Annotated in this window: 12 protein-coding genes; 2 read left to right on the top strand and 10 right to left on the bottom strand. The window is 59.9% G+C overall.

Annotated elements, in window-relative coordinates; translation table 11 throughout:
- Positions 1-634 precede the first annotated feature (634 nt).
- The gene (locus tag PMI36_RS11080; RefSeq protein ID WP_007905538.1) at positions 635-946 is read right to left on the bottom strand and encodes a Nif3-like dinuclear metal center hexameric protein; all 312 of its coding nucleotides are present in this window, start codon (positions 944-946) and stop codon (positions 635-637) included.
- A 19-nt stretch (positions 947-965) separates the two neighbouring features.
- Positions 966-4,862, bottom strand: a complete 3,897-nt coding sequence (gene purL / locus PMI36_RS11085; RefSeq protein WP_008073134.1) for a phosphoribosylformylglycinamidine synthase — start codon at positions 4,860-4,862, stop codon at positions 966-968.
- A 274-nt stretch (positions 4,863-5,136) separates the two neighbouring features.
- On the opposite strand from purL, the gene mltF reads away from it, so the two are divergent.
- Positions 5,137-6,597 (top strand): membrane-bound lytic murein transglycosylase MltF, encoded by a 1,461-nt coding sequence (gene mltF / locus PMI36_RS11090; protein ID WP_032830519.1) that lies wholly within the window; start codon positions 5,137-5,139, stop codon positions 6,595-6,597.
- Positions 6,598-6,724: 127 nt separating this feature from the next.
- Here mltF and pdxJ read toward each other — a convergent pair whose 3' ends face one another.
- From pdxJ to lptF, 8 genes are all read right to left on the bottom strand, one after another.
- A complete protein-coding gene (pdxJ, locus tag PMI36_RS11095) occupies positions 6,725-7,468 on the bottom strand; it encodes a pyridoxine 5'-phosphate synthase (RefSeq protein ID WP_008073132.1) in 744 nt (247 codons plus the stop codon).
- Between the two features lie 97 nt (positions 7,469-7,565).
- On the bottom strand, positions 7,566-8,252 hold the full coding sequence (gene recO, locus PMI36_RS11100; RefSeq protein ID WP_008073131.1) for a DNA repair protein RecO: 687 nt from the start codon (positions 8,250-8,252) through the stop codon (positions 7,566-7,568).
- 169 nt (positions 8,253-8,421) lie between these two features.
- Positions 8,422-9,324, bottom strand: a complete 903-nt coding sequence (gene era / locus PMI36_RS11105) for a GTPase Era (protein WP_008073130.1) — start codon at positions 9,322-9,324, stop codon at positions 8,422-8,424.
- A complete protein-coding gene (gene rnc, locus PMI36_RS11110; protein ID WP_007905528.1) occupies positions 9,317-10,006 on the bottom strand; it encodes a ribonuclease III in 690 nt (229 codons plus the stop codon). Before rnc ends, era begins: the two co-directional genes overlap by 8 nt.
- Before the next feature lie 184 nt (positions 10,007-10,190).
- Complete coding sequence (gene lepB, locus PMI36_RS11115) at positions 10,191-11,045, bottom strand: signal peptidase I (protein WP_008073129.1); 855 nt, start codon at positions 11,043-11,045, stop codon at positions 10,191-10,193.
- A gap of 5 nt (positions 11,046-11,050) precedes the next feature.
- The gene (gene lepA / locus PMI36_RS11120) at positions 11,051-12,850 is read right to left on the bottom strand and encodes a translation elongation factor 4 (protein WP_007905525.1); all 1,800 of its coding nucleotides are present in this window, start codon (positions 12,848-12,850) and stop codon (positions 11,051-11,053) included.
- Between the two features lie 170 nt (positions 12,851-13,020).
- A complete protein-coding gene (lptG, locus tag PMI36_RS11125; RefSeq protein WP_008073128.1) occupies positions 13,021-14,082 on the bottom strand; it encodes an LPS export ABC transporter permease LptG in 1,062 nt (353 codons plus the stop codon).
- Entirely contained in the window at positions 14,075-15,193 is a 1,119-nt protein-coding gene (gene lptF / locus PMI36_RS11130; protein WP_008073127.1) for an LPS export ABC transporter permease LptF, read from the bottom strand. Before lptF ends, lptG begins: the two co-directional genes overlap by 8 nt.
- A 296-nt stretch (positions 15,194-15,489) precedes the next feature.
- Here lptF and PMI36_RS11135 point away from each other — a divergent pair, with 296 nt between their 5' ends.
- A complete protein-coding gene (locus tag PMI36_RS11135; protein WP_008073126.1) occupies positions 15,490-16,980 on the top strand; it encodes a leucyl aminopeptidase in 1,491 nt (496 codons plus the stop codon).
- Positions 16,981-17,012: the final 32 nt, after the last annotated feature.

Below are 17,012 nucleotides of genomic sequence, written 5' to 3'. Positions count from 1 at the left end.
AGCAGGCTCGCTCCCACAGTGGGTCGGCGTATGTCTGCGAGAAATTGGTCGGCTGTCAGGCCGCCTTCGCGGGCAAGCCTCGCTCCTACAATTGAACCGTGTGCATCTGCGAGAGATTGGGCGGCTGTCAGGCCGCCTTCGCGAGCAAGCCCGCTCCCACAGTGGAGCGGCGTACACCCGCCTTTCACCACTCAACAGGCCGAGCGTTAGCTCGCCTGCAACTTTTGATCTGGCTTTTGATCTTGATCCACCCGCCCCTTCGGGAGGCCTCGTTCCGGTGTTTATCTGGGGATTGGCGCGCAGCGCCGTTCGACGCAGTCGAATCCATCGCATGTAGGTCGTAGCGAAGCAGACCGTAGGGCGATGCCCCCAGATGGATACCGGAGCGAAGGAACGCCGAGCCTCAGCGAGGGGCCGGACGCTTGGGGCGAAGACCTTTGCTTCCTTTGGAGCGTTTGCCAAAGGGAGTCGCCGTAAAGGCGAAACCATAAGCCGCCGTTACCGCAGCAATGGATATGTACTCAATCAACAAGAACCTGGTCGGCTATAAGGCCGCCACGCCCCAAATCGCAGCCAACAAAAAACCCGCTGAAATCACTTTCAGCGGGTTTCTCATTTTCAGCGGCCAGGAAGATCAGAAATCTTCCAACCGCCATACCTCATAAGCCGGCGTCTCATAGGGATGGCTCTCTTTCAGAGCCACCACCACCGCCCGAATCAGCTCATCGCTGACCACAAGCTCAACCTTCCATTCCTCAACCTGCTCGACCTGCCCCGCTTCACCAATAAACGGCTGACTGCCATCCAGAGGCCGAAACTGACCCAACCCAAACACCTGCCACGCACAGTGATCATAAGCCCCGATCCGCCCGCCACCGGCAGCGAACACAGCGCTTTTGACCACCTCGACATGACTGGCCGGAACAAAAAAACCGAGCTTGTACACGGCAATCAGCTCCCCGCTCTTAGTTCACCCACACGCGAGCATTACGGAACATACGCATCCAAGGTGCGTCTTCGTTCCAGTCTTCCGAACGCCACGAGTTCTGCACGGCGCGGAACACACGCTCCGGGTGCGGCATCATGATGGTCACGCGACCGTCACGGCTGGTCAAACCGGTGATACCGCGCGGCGAGCCGTTCGGGTTGGCCGGGTAGTTTTCGGTGACCTTGCCGTGGTTGTCGACGAAACGCATCGCCACGCAACCCGACAGATCGGCTTCCAGCAACGCTTCTTCGCTGGCGAATTCGGCATGGCCTTCACCGTGCGCGATGGCGATTGGCATGCGCGAACCGGCCATGCCTTGCAGGAAGATCGAGTTCGACTCCTGGATCTGCACCATCGCCACGCGAGCTTCGAACTGCTCGGAACGGTTACGCACGAAATGCGGCCAGAACTCGCTGCCCGGGATCAGCTCGTGCAGGTTGGACATCATCTGGCAACCGTTGCACACGCCGAGGGTGAAGCTGTCGTTACGTTCGAAGAAGCCCTGGAAGGCATCGCGAGCGCGGCTGTTGAACAGTGCGGACTTGGCCCAGCCTTCGCCGGCACCGAGTACGTCGCCGTAGGAGAAACCGCCGCAAGCCACCAGCCCCTTGAACTCGTTCAGGTCGACACGGCCGGCCAGAATGTCGCTCATGTGCACGTCGATCGCGTTGAAACCGGCGCGGTCGAACGCGGCCGCCATTTCCACCTGACCGTTGACGCCCTGCTCACGCAGCACGGCCACCTGTGGGCGGATGCCTTTCTTGATGTAAGGCGCGGCGACGTCCTGGTTGACGTCGTAGCTGAGCTTGACGCTCAGGCCCGGGTTGTCTTCTTCCAGCAGCACGTCGAACTCTTGTTCGGCGCAGTCGGCGTTATCACGCAGACGCTGGATCTGGTAGCTGGTCTCGGCCCACTGACGTTGCAGCAGACGACGCTGACCTTCGAACACGGTGTCGCCGTTGAAGGTGATGCTGATCTCGCCGTTGTTCATCGGCTGACCGATCACCGACACGCAGTCACCCAGGCCAGCTGCGCTGAACTGCGCGAGGATGTCCGGAGTGGCGTCCTGGCGAACCTGGATCACAGCACCCAGTTCTTCGTTGAACAGGATCGCGGCGATGTCGGCGGAGGTTTCTGCCAGACCGTCGAGGTTCAGGCTCAGGCCGCAGTGACCGGCGAAGGCCATTTCCACGACACTGGTCAGCAGACCACCGTCGGAACGGTCGTGGTAAGCCAGCAAATGACCGTCAGCGTTGAGGCCCTGGATCACGGCGAAGAAGGCTTTCAGGTCTTCGGCGTCATCGACGTCCGGGGCCTGCTTGCCGAGTTTGCCGTGAACCTGAGCGAGGATCGAAGCGCCCATGCGGTTCTGACCGCGACCGAGGTCGATCAGGATCAGGTCGGTGGTGCCCTTGTCCATGCGCAGTTGCGGGGTCATGGTCTGACGGATGTCAGCCACTGGGGCGAAGCCGGTCACGATCAGCGACATCGGCGAAGTCACCGTCTTGTCGACGCCTTCGTCGTTCCAGCGGGTGGCCATGGACATCGAGTCCTTGCCGACCGGAATGGTGATGCCGAGGTCCGGGCACAATTCCATGCCGACCGCTTTCACGGTGTCGTACAGACGCGCGTCTTCACCCGGGTGACCGGCGGCGGACATCCAGTTCGCCGACAGTTTGATGTCGGAGATTTTGGCGATGCGCGACGCCGCGATGTTGGTCAGGGTTTCGCCGATGGCCATGCGACCCGACGCCGGAGCGTCCAGCAGAGCCAGCGGAGTACGCTCGCCCATGGCCATGGCTTCACCGGTGTAGACGTCGAAGCTGGTAGCGGTGACGGCAACGTCGGCCACCGGAACCTGCCACGGGCCGACCATCTGATCACGGGCCACGAGGCCGGTGATGGTACGGTCGCCGATGGTGATCAGGAAGCTTTTGCTGGCCACGGCCGGGTGATGCAGAACGCGCTCGACGCAGTCGGCAATCTCGAGGGTCGACGGATCGAAATCATCGCCCAGTTCGTTTTCGCGAACGGCCGAACGGTGCATGCGCGGGGCTTTGCCCAGCAGTACTTCGAGCGGCATGTCCACCGGGCTGTTGCCGAAGTGGCTGTCGGTCACGGTCAGTTGCGGTTCGGCAGTGGCTTCGCCGACCACGGCAAACGGGCAACGCTCACGTTCGCAGATCGCCTGGAAGCGTTCGAAGTCCGCAGGGCCGACTGCCAGAACGTAGCGTTCCTGGGATTCGTTACTCCAGATTTCGTGCGGGGCCATGCCCGGCTCGTCGTTTGGAATGTTGCGCAGCTCGAAGCGACCGCCACGGTTGCCGTCGTTGACCAGTTCCGGGAAGGCGTTGGACAGACCGCCCGCGCCGACGTCATGGATGAAGCTGATCGGGTTTTTATCACCCAACTGCCAGCAACGGTCGATGACTTCCTGGCAGCGACGTTCCATTTCCGGGTTTTCGCGCTGTACCGATGCGAAGTCCAGATCCGCCGAACTGGTGCCGGTGGCCATGGAAGAGGCAGCACCGCCGCCCAGGCCGATCAACATCGCCGGGCCGCCGAGCACGATCAGCTTGGAGCCAACGGTGATCTCGCCTTTCTGTACGTGTTCGGCACGGATGTTACCCATGCCGCCGGCCAGCATGATCGGCTTGTGGTAACCGCGAACTTCGTCGCCACGCGGGGTGGTGATCGATTGTTCGAAGGTACGGAAATAACCGGTCAGGGCCGGACGACCGAATTCGTTGTTGAACGCGGCGCCACCCAGTGGGCCTTCGATCATGATGTCCAGCGCGGTCACGATGCGCTCAGGCTTGCCGTACGGCACTTCCCACGGCTGTTCGAAGCCCGGGATCTGCAGGTTGGACACGGTGAAACCGGTCAGGCCAGCCTTTGGCTTGGCGCCGCGACCGGTTGCACCTTCGTCGCGAATCTCACCGCCGCTACCGGTGGACGCGCCCGGGAACGGGGCAATCGCGGTCGGGTGGTTGTGAGTTTCGACTTTCATCAGGATGTGCACCGGTTCCTGCACCGCGCCGTACTGGCGGGTTTCAGGGTCCGGGAAGAAGCGGCCGGCGACGGAGCCAACGATTACCGAGGCGTTGTCCTTATAAGCCGACAGAACACCTTCGCTGTGCATCTGGTAGGTGTTCTTGATCATGCCGAACAGGCTTTTTTCCTGGCTCTGACCGTCGATGTCCCAACTGGCGTTGAAGATCTTGTGACGGCAGTGCTCGGAGTTTGCCTGGGCAAACATCATCAGTTCGATGTCGTGCGGGTTGCGCTTCAAGCCGACGAAGGCTGCGACCAGATAGTCGATCTCGTCTTCGGCCAGGGCCAGACCCAGCTCGGTGTTGGCTTTTTCCAGCGCGGCGCGGCCGCCACCCAACACGTCGATCGCGGTCAGGGGCTTGGGTTCGGCGTGGCTGAACAGGCCGGCGGCTTGTTCAAGGTTGTCCAATACGATCTGGGTCATGCGGTCATGCAAGGCGTCTGCAATCAGCTGCGCTTCGGTATCGCTGAACTGGCCGGCGACGTAGAACGCGATACCGCGCTCCAGGCGCTGGACTTTGGTCAGGCCACAGTTGCGAGCGATGTCGCTGGCTTTACTGGACCACGGCGAGATAGTGCCGAAACGTGGCAACACCAGAAACAGACGACCGGTTGGCTCTTGTACTGGAACGCTTGGGCCGTACTTCAGAAGGCGCGCGAGCACCTGCTGTTCGTCGCCGGTCAGGACGCCGGTAACTTCGGCGAAGTGAGCGAATTCAGCATACAAGCCGCTGACAGCCGGAACCTTCTGGCTCAGTTGCTCAAGGAGTTTGCTGTGGCGAAAGGCAGAAAGGGCAGGAGCGCCGCGCAGGATCAACATCTTCGGGACAGCCTCGGGAAGGGGTGTGCTTTGAGGCCGTGCATTCTAGCCTAAACCGCCCGCGACAGCACCCGAAACGGTACGCACGGCTGTACCCGAACGTCGGGCCGGGTTTTCGGGCCCTGAACAGGCGCGCGCCGAGGGTTATTTTTTATCTCACAAAATGCTGTTCGGGCCCATTCCTGCGGGCTCCAAGCGGGTTTTAGACTCTCTAGCAGACAAGCCCTTCGCTGTCGAGATATGGCGCTCGTGGTCCTTTGCGTATACTGCGCAGATGTTTTCCCCAACGGCTTTGCGTCCGCGGTACGCCAAATGGCTGATCGCAACCGGACTCTTCCTGGTGCTCGGTGGCTGTGTTGATAAACCCAACACGCTGGAGCGCGTAAAGGAGGATGGCGTGCTGCGGGTGGTTACCCGTAACAGTCCCGCCACCTACTTTCAGGATCGCAACGGTGAAACCGGCTTCGAATACGAGCTGGTGAAGCGCTTTGCCGAGGATCTGGGGGTCGAGCTCAAGATCGAAACTGCCGACAACCTCGACGACCTGTTCAATCAGGTGGGCAAGCCCAATGGCCCGGTGCTGGCTGCTGCCGGCCTGGTCAGCAGCGAAGAACGAAAAAAACAGGTGCGATTTTCCCACTCCTATCTCGAAGTCACTCCACAAATCATCTACCGCAACGGCCAGTCACGGCCGACCGACGCAGGCGATCTGGTCGGCAAGAAGATCATGGTGCTCAAGGGCAGCACCCACGCCGAGCAATTGGCAGAGCTGAAAAAGAAATATCCCGGCATTGAATACGAAGAATCCGACGCGGTTGAAGTCGTCGACTTGCTGCGCATGGTCGACGAAGCCCAGATCGATCTGACCCTGGTCGATTCCAACGAAGTCGCGATGAACCAGGTGTACTTCCCCAACGTGCGGGTCGCCTTCGATCTCGGTGACGCCAGCAATCAGAGCTGGGCCGTGGCCGCCGGCGAAGACAACAGCCTGCTCAACGAGATCAACGATTACCTCGACAAAGTGAAGAAAAACGGCACCCTGCAACGCCTCAAGGATCGCTATTACGGGCACGTCGATGTACTCGGTTACATGGGCGCCTATACCTTCGCCCAGCATCTGCAGCAGCGGTTGCCCAAGTACGAACAGCACTTCAAGACGTACGCCAAGAAAGAGAAAGTCGACTGGCGTCTGCTGGCGGCGATCGGTTATCAGGAATCGCTGTGGCAAGCGGCGGTTACGTCCAAGACCGGCGTGCGCGGCTTGATGATGCTGACCCAGAACACCGCGCAAGCCATGGGCGTGTCCAATCGACTCGACCCCAAGCAGAGCATCATGGGTGGGGCAAAGTACCTGGCCTATATGAAGGAGCAACTGGATGAGTCGATCCAGGAGCCGGATCGTACGTGGTTCGCGCTCGCAGCCTACAACGTCGGCAGCGGTCACCTGGATGACGCGCGCAAACTGGCGGCCAAGGAAGGGTTGAACCCGGACAAGTGGCTGGATGTGAAGAAAATCCTGCCGCGCCTGTCGCAGAAACAGTGGTACAGCAAAACTCGTTACGGCTACGCCCGGGGCGGCGAGCCGGTGCATTTCGTGGCGAACATCCGTCGTTACTACGACATCCTGACGTGGGTCACGCAGCCGCAGCTGGAAGGCAATCAGGTCGCTGAAGGCAACCTGCATGTGCCGGGGGTCGACAAGACCAAGCCGAGCCAGGAAACCCCACCGCTTTAAAAGCCACCACCCACCGAATGTGGGAGCGGGCTTGCTCGCGAAGGCGGCTCAACATTCAACATCTCTGTCGATTGCCACACCGCATTCGCGAGCAAGCCCGCTCCCACATTGGTTTTGTGTTTGTCTTTTAAGCTTTGGCGGCAGCCAGAATCAACGCTTTCATCTCCGACACCGCCGACTTGAACCCGACGAACAACGCATGGGCCACCAGCGCATGGCCGATGTTCAATTCATTGATGCCCTTGATCGCCGCAACAGCTTCGACGTTGTGATAGTGCAGACCGTGACCGGCATTGACGATCAACCCCTGGGCCAGACCGAATGCCACGCCATCGGCCACGCGCTTGAGCTCTTCAGCGACTTCGGCTGGCGTCTCGGCATCCGCATAACGCCCGGTGTGCAATTCAATGGCCGGTGCACCGACACGGCGGGATGCTTCGATCTGCCGCTCGTCAGCGTCGATGAACAGCGATACTTCACAGCCGATCTTCGCCAGGCGATCCACCGCAGCCTTGATCCGCGCCTCCTGCCCTGCCACGTCCAGACCGCCTTCGGTGGTCAGCTCCTGACGGGTTTCCGGGACCAGGCAAATGTGCGCCGGGCGGATGCGTTCGGCGAACACCATCATTTCTTCGGTGACGCCCATTTCGAAGTTCATGCGGGTTTGCAGCACGTCCTTGAGCAGCAGCACATCGCGTTCCTGAATGTGCCGGCGGTCTTCGCGCAAGTGCACGGTGATGCCGTCAGCACCCGCCTCTTCCGCGTCCAGCGCTGCCTTGACTGGATCCGGGTAGCGAGTACCCCGGGCCTGACGCAGGGTGGCAACGTGGTCGATGTTCACGCCAAGAAGAATGCGATTGCTGGTGGTCACGGAAGCGCTCCTGAAATAAGGGAAAGTTCGGTGCACAGCATACACGGGGAGCTTGGCTCTGTTGACGCAGCATCAACAGTTCCTATGGCTTGCGAAACTATGGCTTACGAAACAACTCGCGACTGACTAGAGGACGACCGCCCAGATGAACGGCCAGCGCCTGACGCATCAAGCGCTTGGCAGCGGACAGCGCTCCGGGCGCGGACCAGTCGGCATCGGCCATGGCCAGCAATTCAGTGCCGTTGAACAGACCCGGTTGCAGCAGATAGACCCGTTCCAGGCCTGCATCCACTTGTAAGCGGTAGAGGCCATCCGGCGCGATGGGGTCGCCATGGATATCAGTGTTCAAGGCGAAACCGTAACCGAGGTCGTCGAGCAAACGCCATTCGAAGGAGCGCAGCAATGGCTCCAATGGACGGCCTTCGGCCAGGGCGAGCAAGGTCGCGGCGTAGTGATCGAAAACCGCGGGATGAGGGTCTTCGGCGGGCAGCAGACGGATTAGCAATTCGTTGAGGTAGAGACCGCTGAACAGCGCCTCACCGTTGAGCCAGGTGGAAACACCGGCGCTTTCCATGCGACCGACGTTTTTCAATTCACCCCGCCCACGGAATTCGACTTCCAGCGGCACAAACGGCCGCGCCAATGTCCCGGCCTTGCCCCGCGCGCTACGCAACACCGCCCGCAGCCGACCTTGCGGCGTAAGGAAATCCACCAGCGCACTGCTTTCGCGGTAGGCGCGGGAGTGGAGGACGTACGCAGGTTGGCCGATGGGGGCTTGAGACATGGAAGTCAGGGTTCTCAATGACGGAGCGCAGTTTTAAAAACAACCCAAAACCAATGTGGGAGCGGGCTTGCTCGCGAAAGCGGTGTAACAGTCAACATCAATGCTGAATGTTACATCCTCTTCGCGAGCAAGCCCGCTCCCACAGTAGATCTATGTGCTGCCAAACGGTTTACAGATCGCCGTAACCCAGCGAACGCAACGCACGTTCGTCATCGGACCAGCCGCCCTTAACCTTGACCCACAGGTTGAGCATGATCTTGGAGTCGAACAGCAGCTCCATGTCCTTGCGCGCCTCGGTGCCGATGCGCTTGATGCGCTCGCCCTTGTCGCCAATGATGATTTTTTTCTGGCCGTCACGTTCGACGAGGATCAACGCATGGATGTGCAGGGTTTTGCCCTGCTGCTTGAACTCTTCGATTTCCACGGTGATCTGGTACGGCAGCTCGGCGCCCAACTGGCGCATGATTTTCTCGCGCACCAGTTCAGCGGCGAGGAAGCGGCTGCTGCGGTCAGTGATCTGATCTTCCGGGAAGAAGTGATCGTTTTCCGGCAGGTGCTCGGCGATCACTCGTTCCAGCGCGTCCAGGTTGTGCCCGTGCTGGGCCGAGATCGGCATGATCTGCGCGTTCGGCAGCTGTTCCTGCAACCAGCTCAGGTGCGGCATCAGTTCGGATTTGTCTTCGATACGGTCGGTCTTGTTCAGCGCCACGATCAGCGGGCCGGTCACGTACTGAACGCGTTCGAGGACCATCTGGTCTTCATCGGTCCACTTGGTGCGGTCAACCACGAAGATCACCACGTCGACGTCTTTCAACGCCGCCGAAGCGGTCTTGTTCATGTAGCGGTTCAGGGCCTTTTCGCCGCCCTTGTGCATGCCCGGGGTGTCGACGTAGATCGCCTGAACGGCGCCTTCGGTCTTGATACCGAGCATGTTGTGACGGGTGGTCTGCGGCTTGCGCGAGGTGATCGCCAGCTTCTGACCCAGAATGTGGTTCAGCAGCGTGGACTTGCCCACGTTGGGACGGCCGACGATGGCAACATAGCCACAGCGAGTTGCGGTTGAATCAGTCATTGCCATTCTCCACACCCAGGGCAATCAGTGCTGCGGCGGCCGCTACCTGTTCGGCAATACGACGACTCACACCCTGACCTCGGCTTTTTTCATTCAGTAAGATGATTTCACATTCGACGAAGAACGTCCGGCAATGCGGCTCACCCTGGATATCCACCACTTCGTAACGCGGCAGCTCACAACCACGGGACTGCAGGAATTCCTGCAGACGGGTTTTCGGATCTTTGTTGGTATCGACCAGCGTCAAGCCTTCGAACTCTCCGGCCAGCCAGGCCAGCACGCGCTCGCGCGCCATGTCCATGCCGGCGTCCAGGTAGATCGCACCAATCAGCGCTTCCAGGGCATCGGCCAGAATCGATTCGCGACGGAAACCACCGCTTTTCAATTCGCCGGAGCCCAGGCGCAGGTATTCGCCCAGATCGAAACCACGGGCCAGTACGGCCAGGGTTTCACCTTTCACCAAGCGGGCGCGCAAACGCGACAACTGGCCTTCGCGGGCCAGCGGGAAGCGATCGAACAGCGCCTCGCCAGCGACGAAGTTGAGGATGGCATCACCGAGGAACTCCAGGCGTTCATTGTTGCGCCCGGCAAAGCTGCGGTGAGTCAGGGCCAGGACCATCAGTTCCTGGTCTTTGAAGGTGTAGCCGAGCTGACGCTCTAGACGGCTTAAGGAGACGCTCACGGTTTACCCACGCTGAGTTCGTGGCTGGATTCCACCGCCATCGCCGTGGTGCGGCGCAGGCTTGGGACAATTAACGCTGTGTTCAAAAATAACGTCCTGAATATCGTTGTTTTCATGCTTCTGTCGCCGATTATGCCGACTCCAGAAATGCATTCGGCGCTGTGTTCAACAGCGCCGTGTGTGATTACTTGATCAGGCCAACCCGCGAGAAATTCGGCAGGTGACTGAGTTTGGGTTCCGGCCAGCTCATCCAGACTGCGAAGGCCTTGCCGACGATATTCTTGTCGGGAACCATGCCCAGCAGATTCTTGGGAATACTCGGATCATCCCAGTAGCGACTGTCATTCGAGTTGTCGCGGTTGTCGCCCATCATGAAGTAGTGCCCGGCAGGCACGGTCCACGAACGATCCGGCGCTGCGCGGTAGCGGCTCATTTCCTTGCGGATAAGGTGCTCGGCAATGCCGAGTTTTTCCTTGTAGAGCTCGGCGCTGCCCAACGTGCCCGGCTCGGAGCCGACCAGTTGTTCGGCGATCGATTCACCGTTGACGAACAGACGCTTGTCTGCGGTATAGCGAATCTGGTCACCCGGCAGGCCAACCACACGCTTGATGTAATTGACGTTCGGGTCGCTCGGGTAGCGGAACACCATCACATCACCGCGCTGCGGATCACCGACTTCGATGACTTTCTTGTCGATCACCGGCAGGCGGATCCCGTAAGAAAATTTGTTCACCAGAATGAAGTCGCCGACGTCCAGGGTCGGTTTCATCGAGCCGGAAGGAATCTGGAACGGTTCCACCAGGAACGAACGCAGCACCAGTACGATGAACAACACCGGGAAGAACGACTTGCCGTATTCGACCAGCAGCGGCTCTTTGTTCAGTTTCTCGACCACCACCATGTCAGCCTGGCTGACGCTTCCTTGATAGGAGTTAATGGCAGCCCGGCGCCGTGGCGCCAGGAACAGCAGATCGAGCAACGCCAACAGGCCGCAGACGAACACGGCGATGACCAGCAACAGCGGGAAATTTAGTGACATAGGACCTAACTATCCAACCTGAGCACTGCAAGGAAGGCTTCTTGTGGAATCTCCACGTTACCGACCTGCTTCATGCGTTTCTTACCGGCCTTTTGCTTTTCCAGCAGCTTTTTCTTACGGCTGACGTCACCACCGTAGCATTTGGCCAATACGTTCTTTCTGAGCGCCTTGACGGTTGTCCGCGCCACAATCTGCCCGCCAATGGCGGCCTGGATTGCCACGTCGAACATCTGCCGCGGAATCAGTTCCTTCATCTTCTCGGTCAACTGGCGACCTTTGTAGTGCGCATTGTCACGGTGCACGATCAACGCCAGGGCGTCGACCTTGTCGCCGTTGATCAGCACGTCCAGTTTCACCAGACTAGCCGATTGGTAACGATCGAAATGGTAATCCAGCGAAGCATAGCCACGGCTGGTGGATTTCAGACGGTCGAAGAAGTCGAGGACCACTTCGTTCATCGGCAAATCGTAGGTCACTTGTACCTGGGTACCGAGGAACAGCATGTCGTGCTGCACGCCACGCTTTTCGATACACAGGGTAATGACGTTACCCAGGTGCTCTTGCGGCACAAGGATATTGGCCCGCACGATCGGCTCACGCATGTCTTCGATCGACGACAGGTCCGGGAGCTTGGACGGGTTATCGACATAGATCGTCTCGCCGGTCTTGAGCAGCAGCTCGAAGATTACCGTCGGCGCCGTGGTGATCAGGTCCAGGTTGTATTCGCGCTCCAGGCGCTCCTGGATGATTTCCATGTGCAGCATGCCGAGGAAGCCGCAACGGAAGCCGAAACCCAGTGCGTCTGAGCTTTCCGGTGTGTATTGCAGCGACGAATCGTTGAGGGTGAGCTTTTGCAGCGCCTCGCGGAAGTCTTCGAAGTCGTCGGAGCTGACCGGGAACAAACCGGCGTACACCTGTGGCTGAATGCGTTTGAAGCCTGGCAGCACATCGACGTCCGGCGTCGAGCTCAAGGTCAGGGTATCGCCCACTGGCGCACCGTGAATGTCCTTGATGCTGGCGATGATGAAGCCCACTTCACCGGCCTTCAGGTCGACGGTAGGGGTGTGTTTCGGATTGAATACACCGACGCTGTCCACCAGGTGGATCTTGCCGGTGGACTTGACGAGGATCTTGTCGCCCTTCTTCACACGACCGTGACGCACGCGTACCAGGGAAACAACGCCCAGGTAGTTGTCGAACCAGGAGTCGATGATCAACGCTTGCAGCGGATCTTCGTAGTTGCCGGTCGGCGCGGGAATGGTGTGAACCAGGCGTTCGAGCACTTCGTCGACGCCCAGGCCAGTCTTGGCACTGCACTCGACCGCATCGGTGGCATCGATGCCGATGATTTTTTCGATTTCTTCTTTGACGCGGTCCGGATCGGCCTGTGGCAGGTCGATCTTGTTCAGGACTGGCATGACTTCCAGGCCCTGCTCGATTGCCGTGTAGCAGTTGGCAACCGACTGCGCTTCAACGCCCTGACCGGCATCGACCACCAGCAACGCACCTTCACAGGCCGCCAGCGACCGGCTGACTTCGTAGGTGAAGTCGACGTGGCCGGGGGTGTCAATGAAGTTCAGCTGGTACTTGATGCCATCGCGGGCGGTGTAATAAAGGGTGACGCTGTGGGCCTTGATGGTGATCCCGCGTTCACGCTCCAGGTCCATGGAGTCCAGCACCTGGGCTTCCATTTCGCGCTCGGCAAGGCCGCCGCACATCTGGATGAAGCGATCGGCCAGCGTCGACTTGCCATGGTCAATGTGGGCGATGATGGAGAAATTGCGGATATGACTCAAATCACTCACGGATCAACACTCAAAAAGGCTGCAGGCATAGCCCGCCGAAAAATAGCCGGGAATTGTACCTGATCCACGACGCAAGCGTCACGTTCGCAGGTCAGACGGCGCGTACAAAAACGCCCCGATCTTGCGACAGGGGCGTTTTGAGTGACAAGCCTTTCGGGAATAACCCGCGATCAACCGGCCCGGCGCAACAACCAGACCCCGGCCAGGGCGCAGACTCCGGCCGGCACCAGCACCGCAAACAGTGGCGAGAAACCGAATACCAGGCTCGAAGGGCCGAGCAAATCCTGGACGATGCGGAAGGTGAAGCCCACCAACACACCGGTAAAGACTCGCTGACCGAGGGTTACCGAACGCAGCGGGCCGAAGATGAAGGAAATCGCCATCAGCACCAATGCGGCGGTCACCAGCGGCTGCAACACCTTGACCCAAAACGCCAGCCAATAACGACCGTTGCTCAGGCCCTGGTCAGCCAGGTAGTGGATGTAACTCCACAGACCGGTGATCGACAGTGATTCAGGCGCCATCACCACAGTGCTCAGCAATTGCGGGCTCAGTGCTACCTCCCAACGCTCCACCGGAGTCGTCACCACTTCGGTGTTCTTCTCATGGAACAACGTGGTCGTGACGTCGCTCAGCTGCCAGTGATCCGTGTCGAATTCCGCGCGTTTGGCGAAGCTCGAAGACAGGATGTGGCGCTGATCATCGAAGCGATAACGGGTCACGCCGTACAGCAGCCCATTGGGTTGCACGGAGTTGACGTGAATGAACTCGTCACCCTGACGGTGCCACAGACCATGCTTGGCGCTTTGCGCATCGCCACTGCCCTGGGCCAGCGAGCGGTTGGCCTGAGCGGTGACTTCTGTTGCCGGCGCGACGTATTCACCGATCACCAGCCCCACCACCATCAAAAGCAGCATCGGCTTCATGACAGCCCAGACGATCCGCCCGAGCGACACGCCCGCAGCGCGCATGATGGTCAGTTCGCTGTGGCTGGCCAGGCTGCCGAGGCCGATCAGGCAACCGATCAGCGCCGCCATCGGTAGCATGTCGTACAGACGGCGCGGCGCGGTCAGCAGCACATAGCTCAGGACATCCATCAGGGTGTAGGTATCACTGACCTCACTCATCTCATCGATGAAGGCAAACAGCGTGGCCAGGCCGAGGATGATCCCCAGTACTGCCAGGATCGCGACGAACACGCTGCTACCGATGTAGCGATCGAGCTTATCCACGGGCCACCTCCAGCGCACTGCGGCGACTCGCCATCTTCAAGCGCAACGGCTCCCAGTACAGCAAGCCCAGGCCGATGGCCAGGAAGATCGCATGCACCCACCACAAGCCCAATGCCGCCGGAATCTTGCCCTTTTCGAGGGCGCCGCGAGCGGCAATCAGGATGGTCAGGTAAGCCATATAAAGAAGAATCGCCGGCAGCAGCTTGAGGAAACGGCCCTGACGCGGGTTGACCCGCGACAGCGGCACCGCCATCAGGGTCACGATGAAGACCAGCAACGGCAGCGACAGACGCCATTGCAATTCGGTGCGCGAGCGGATGTCGTCACTGCCCAACAGGGAGCGGGTGGTCATCGCATCGCGATCGGTGACTTCGTCGCTGACGTCCGGCTTGGGCAGCAATACGCCGTACTCGTCGTATTTGATGGCGCGGTAATCGGCCTGACCCGGATTGCCGTCATAGCGATAGCCGTTGTCGAGAATCAGATACCGATTGCCGTCGGGGCGAATTTCCTGACGGCCCTTCTCGGCCACCAATACGGAAATCCCGCGGTCCTTCTTGTCGGAATTCACATTCTTTTGCGAAATGAACACGCCGCCCAGATTGATGCGGTCATCCGACAATTGTTCGGTGTAGGTCACCCGGGTACCGTCGCGCAAAGCCTGGAAGCGGCCAGGCTCAAGGGTATCGAATTCCGTCAGTGCGTCCTGTTTGTTCAGCAGCAGCTGGAACTGATTGGCACCTTGTGGCGCCAGGCTCAGGCTCAGCCAAGCCACCACCAGCGCAACCAGCGTGGCCGGAAACAGGGTGATGCGAAACAGCCGCTGCTGGCTCATGCCGGTGGCCGACAGCACGGTCATTTCGCTGTCGAGGTACAGACGACCGTAGGCCAGCAAAATCCCGAGAAACAGCCCCAAAGGCAGGATCAACTGCAGGAAACCTGGCAGACGGAAACCCATGATCAGGAACAGCGAACCCGGATCCAGAAGGCCAGAAGCCGCCTGGGCGAGGTATTTGATGAAGCGTCCGCTCATGATGATGACCAGCAGCACGGCGCTGACGGCGCTCAAGGTCAACAGGACTTCGCGGGAAAGATAACGGAAGACAATCAAACCAGACACTCCAGGGTTGTCAGGCTAAGCGGCCAAACAAACAAACGTATCGGTCGGCCCGCAGGGCAGAGCCGCCGAAAAAGATGGCGCATTATCCTGTGATTGGGTGCGCCTGTCACTGCGCACGCTCAAGCAGACACCTGAACCACCGAAGTTCGCACGACCGAGGGTTGTCAGGCGCCGGTAGCGAGGTTCAAACTGCGGCCTTTGTCGCTGGGCACTGCACCGGCGTCCTTCTACTTATAAGCAAGCTTCTGCGCGTCGCGCACTTTGACCATTAATTCAGGGACCCAGACATGGAACTGGTTGTAAAAAGCGTTAGCCCGGAAACGTTGAAGACCGCCACGCTGGTGGTCGCCGTCGGCGAAGGCCGCAAACTCGGCGCCGTTGCCAAACAACTCGACGAACTGAGCGGTGGCACCATCAGTGCCGTGCTCAAGCGCGGCGACCTGGCCGGCAAAGTCGGCCAGAGCCTGTTGCTGCACAGCCTGCCTAACCTCAAGGCCGAGCGCGTGTTGCTGGTGGGCGTAGGCAAAGATGAAGAGCTGGGCGATCGCCCGTTCCGCAAAATCATCGCCGGCATCCTCAACACCCTTAAAGGCCTGGGCGGCAGCGATGTAGTGCTGGCCCTGGACGAAGTCGTGGTCAAAGGCCGCGACAGCTATGGCAAGAACCGCCTGCTGGCAGAAACCCTGGTAGATGGCGAATACACCTTCGACCAGTTCAAGAGCCAGAAAGCCGACCCGCTCGCCCTGAAGAAAATCACCCTGGTGACCATCAAGGCCGCACAGGCTGAAGTCGAACGCGCCGTGGCCCATGCCACCGCGATCGCCAATGGCATGGCCTTCACCCGTAACCTGGGCAACCTGCCGCCAAACATCTGCCACCCGACGTTCCTGGGCGAGCAAGCCAAGAACCTGGGCAAAGAATTCAAGAGCCTGAAAGTCGAAGTCCTCGATGAGAAGAAGATCAAGGACCTGGGCATGGGCTCGTTCTACGCCGTCGGCCAGGGCAGCGCCCAGCCGCCGCGCCTGATCGTCATGCAATACAACGGCGGCAAGAAATCCGAGAAGCCGTACGCTCTGGTCGGCAAAGGCATCACCTTCGACACCGGCGGCATCAGCCTCAAGCCGGGAGCCGGCATGGATGAAATGAAGTACGACATGGGCGGCGCCGCCAGCGTGTTCGGTACCTTGCGTGCCGTGCTCGAGCTGAAACTGCCGATCAACCTGGTGTGCATCCTGGCCTGCGCCGAGAACATGCCGAGCGGCAACGCTTCGCGCCCTGGCGACATCGTCACCACCATGAGCGGCCTGACCGTGGAAATCCTCAACACCGACGCCGAAGGCCGTCTGGTGCTGTGCGATGCCCTGACCTACTCCGAACGCTTCAAGCCGCAAGCGGTAATCGACATCGCCACCCTGACCGGCGCGTGTGTCGTCGCACTGGGTTCCCACACCTCGGGCCTGCTGGGCAACAACGACGAGCTGATCGGCCAACTGCTGAGCGCCGGCCAATCCGCCGACGACCGCGCCTGGCAACTGCCGCTGTTCGATGAATATCAAGAGCAGCTGGACAGCCCGTTCGCCGATATCGCCAACATTGGCGGCCCGAAAGCCGGCACCATCACCGCTGCCTGCTTCCTGTCGCGCTTCACCAAGAACCTGAACTGGGCGCACCTGGACATCGCCGGCACGGCCTGGACCAGCGGCGGCAAGGACAAGGGCGCCACTGGCCGTCCGGTTCCCCTGCTGACCCAATACCTGCTGGACCGCGCCAAAGCCTGAAACCGATGAAGGGGGGCGTTCTCAACTAGTTT

The sequence above is a fragment of the Pseudomonas sp. GM79 genome (assembly GCF_000282495.1).
GTDB lineage: Bacteria > Pseudomonadota > Gammaproteobacteria > Pseudomonadales > Pseudomonadaceae > Aquipseudomonas.
This window is presented reverse-complemented; position numbering and strand designations above follow the sequence as displayed.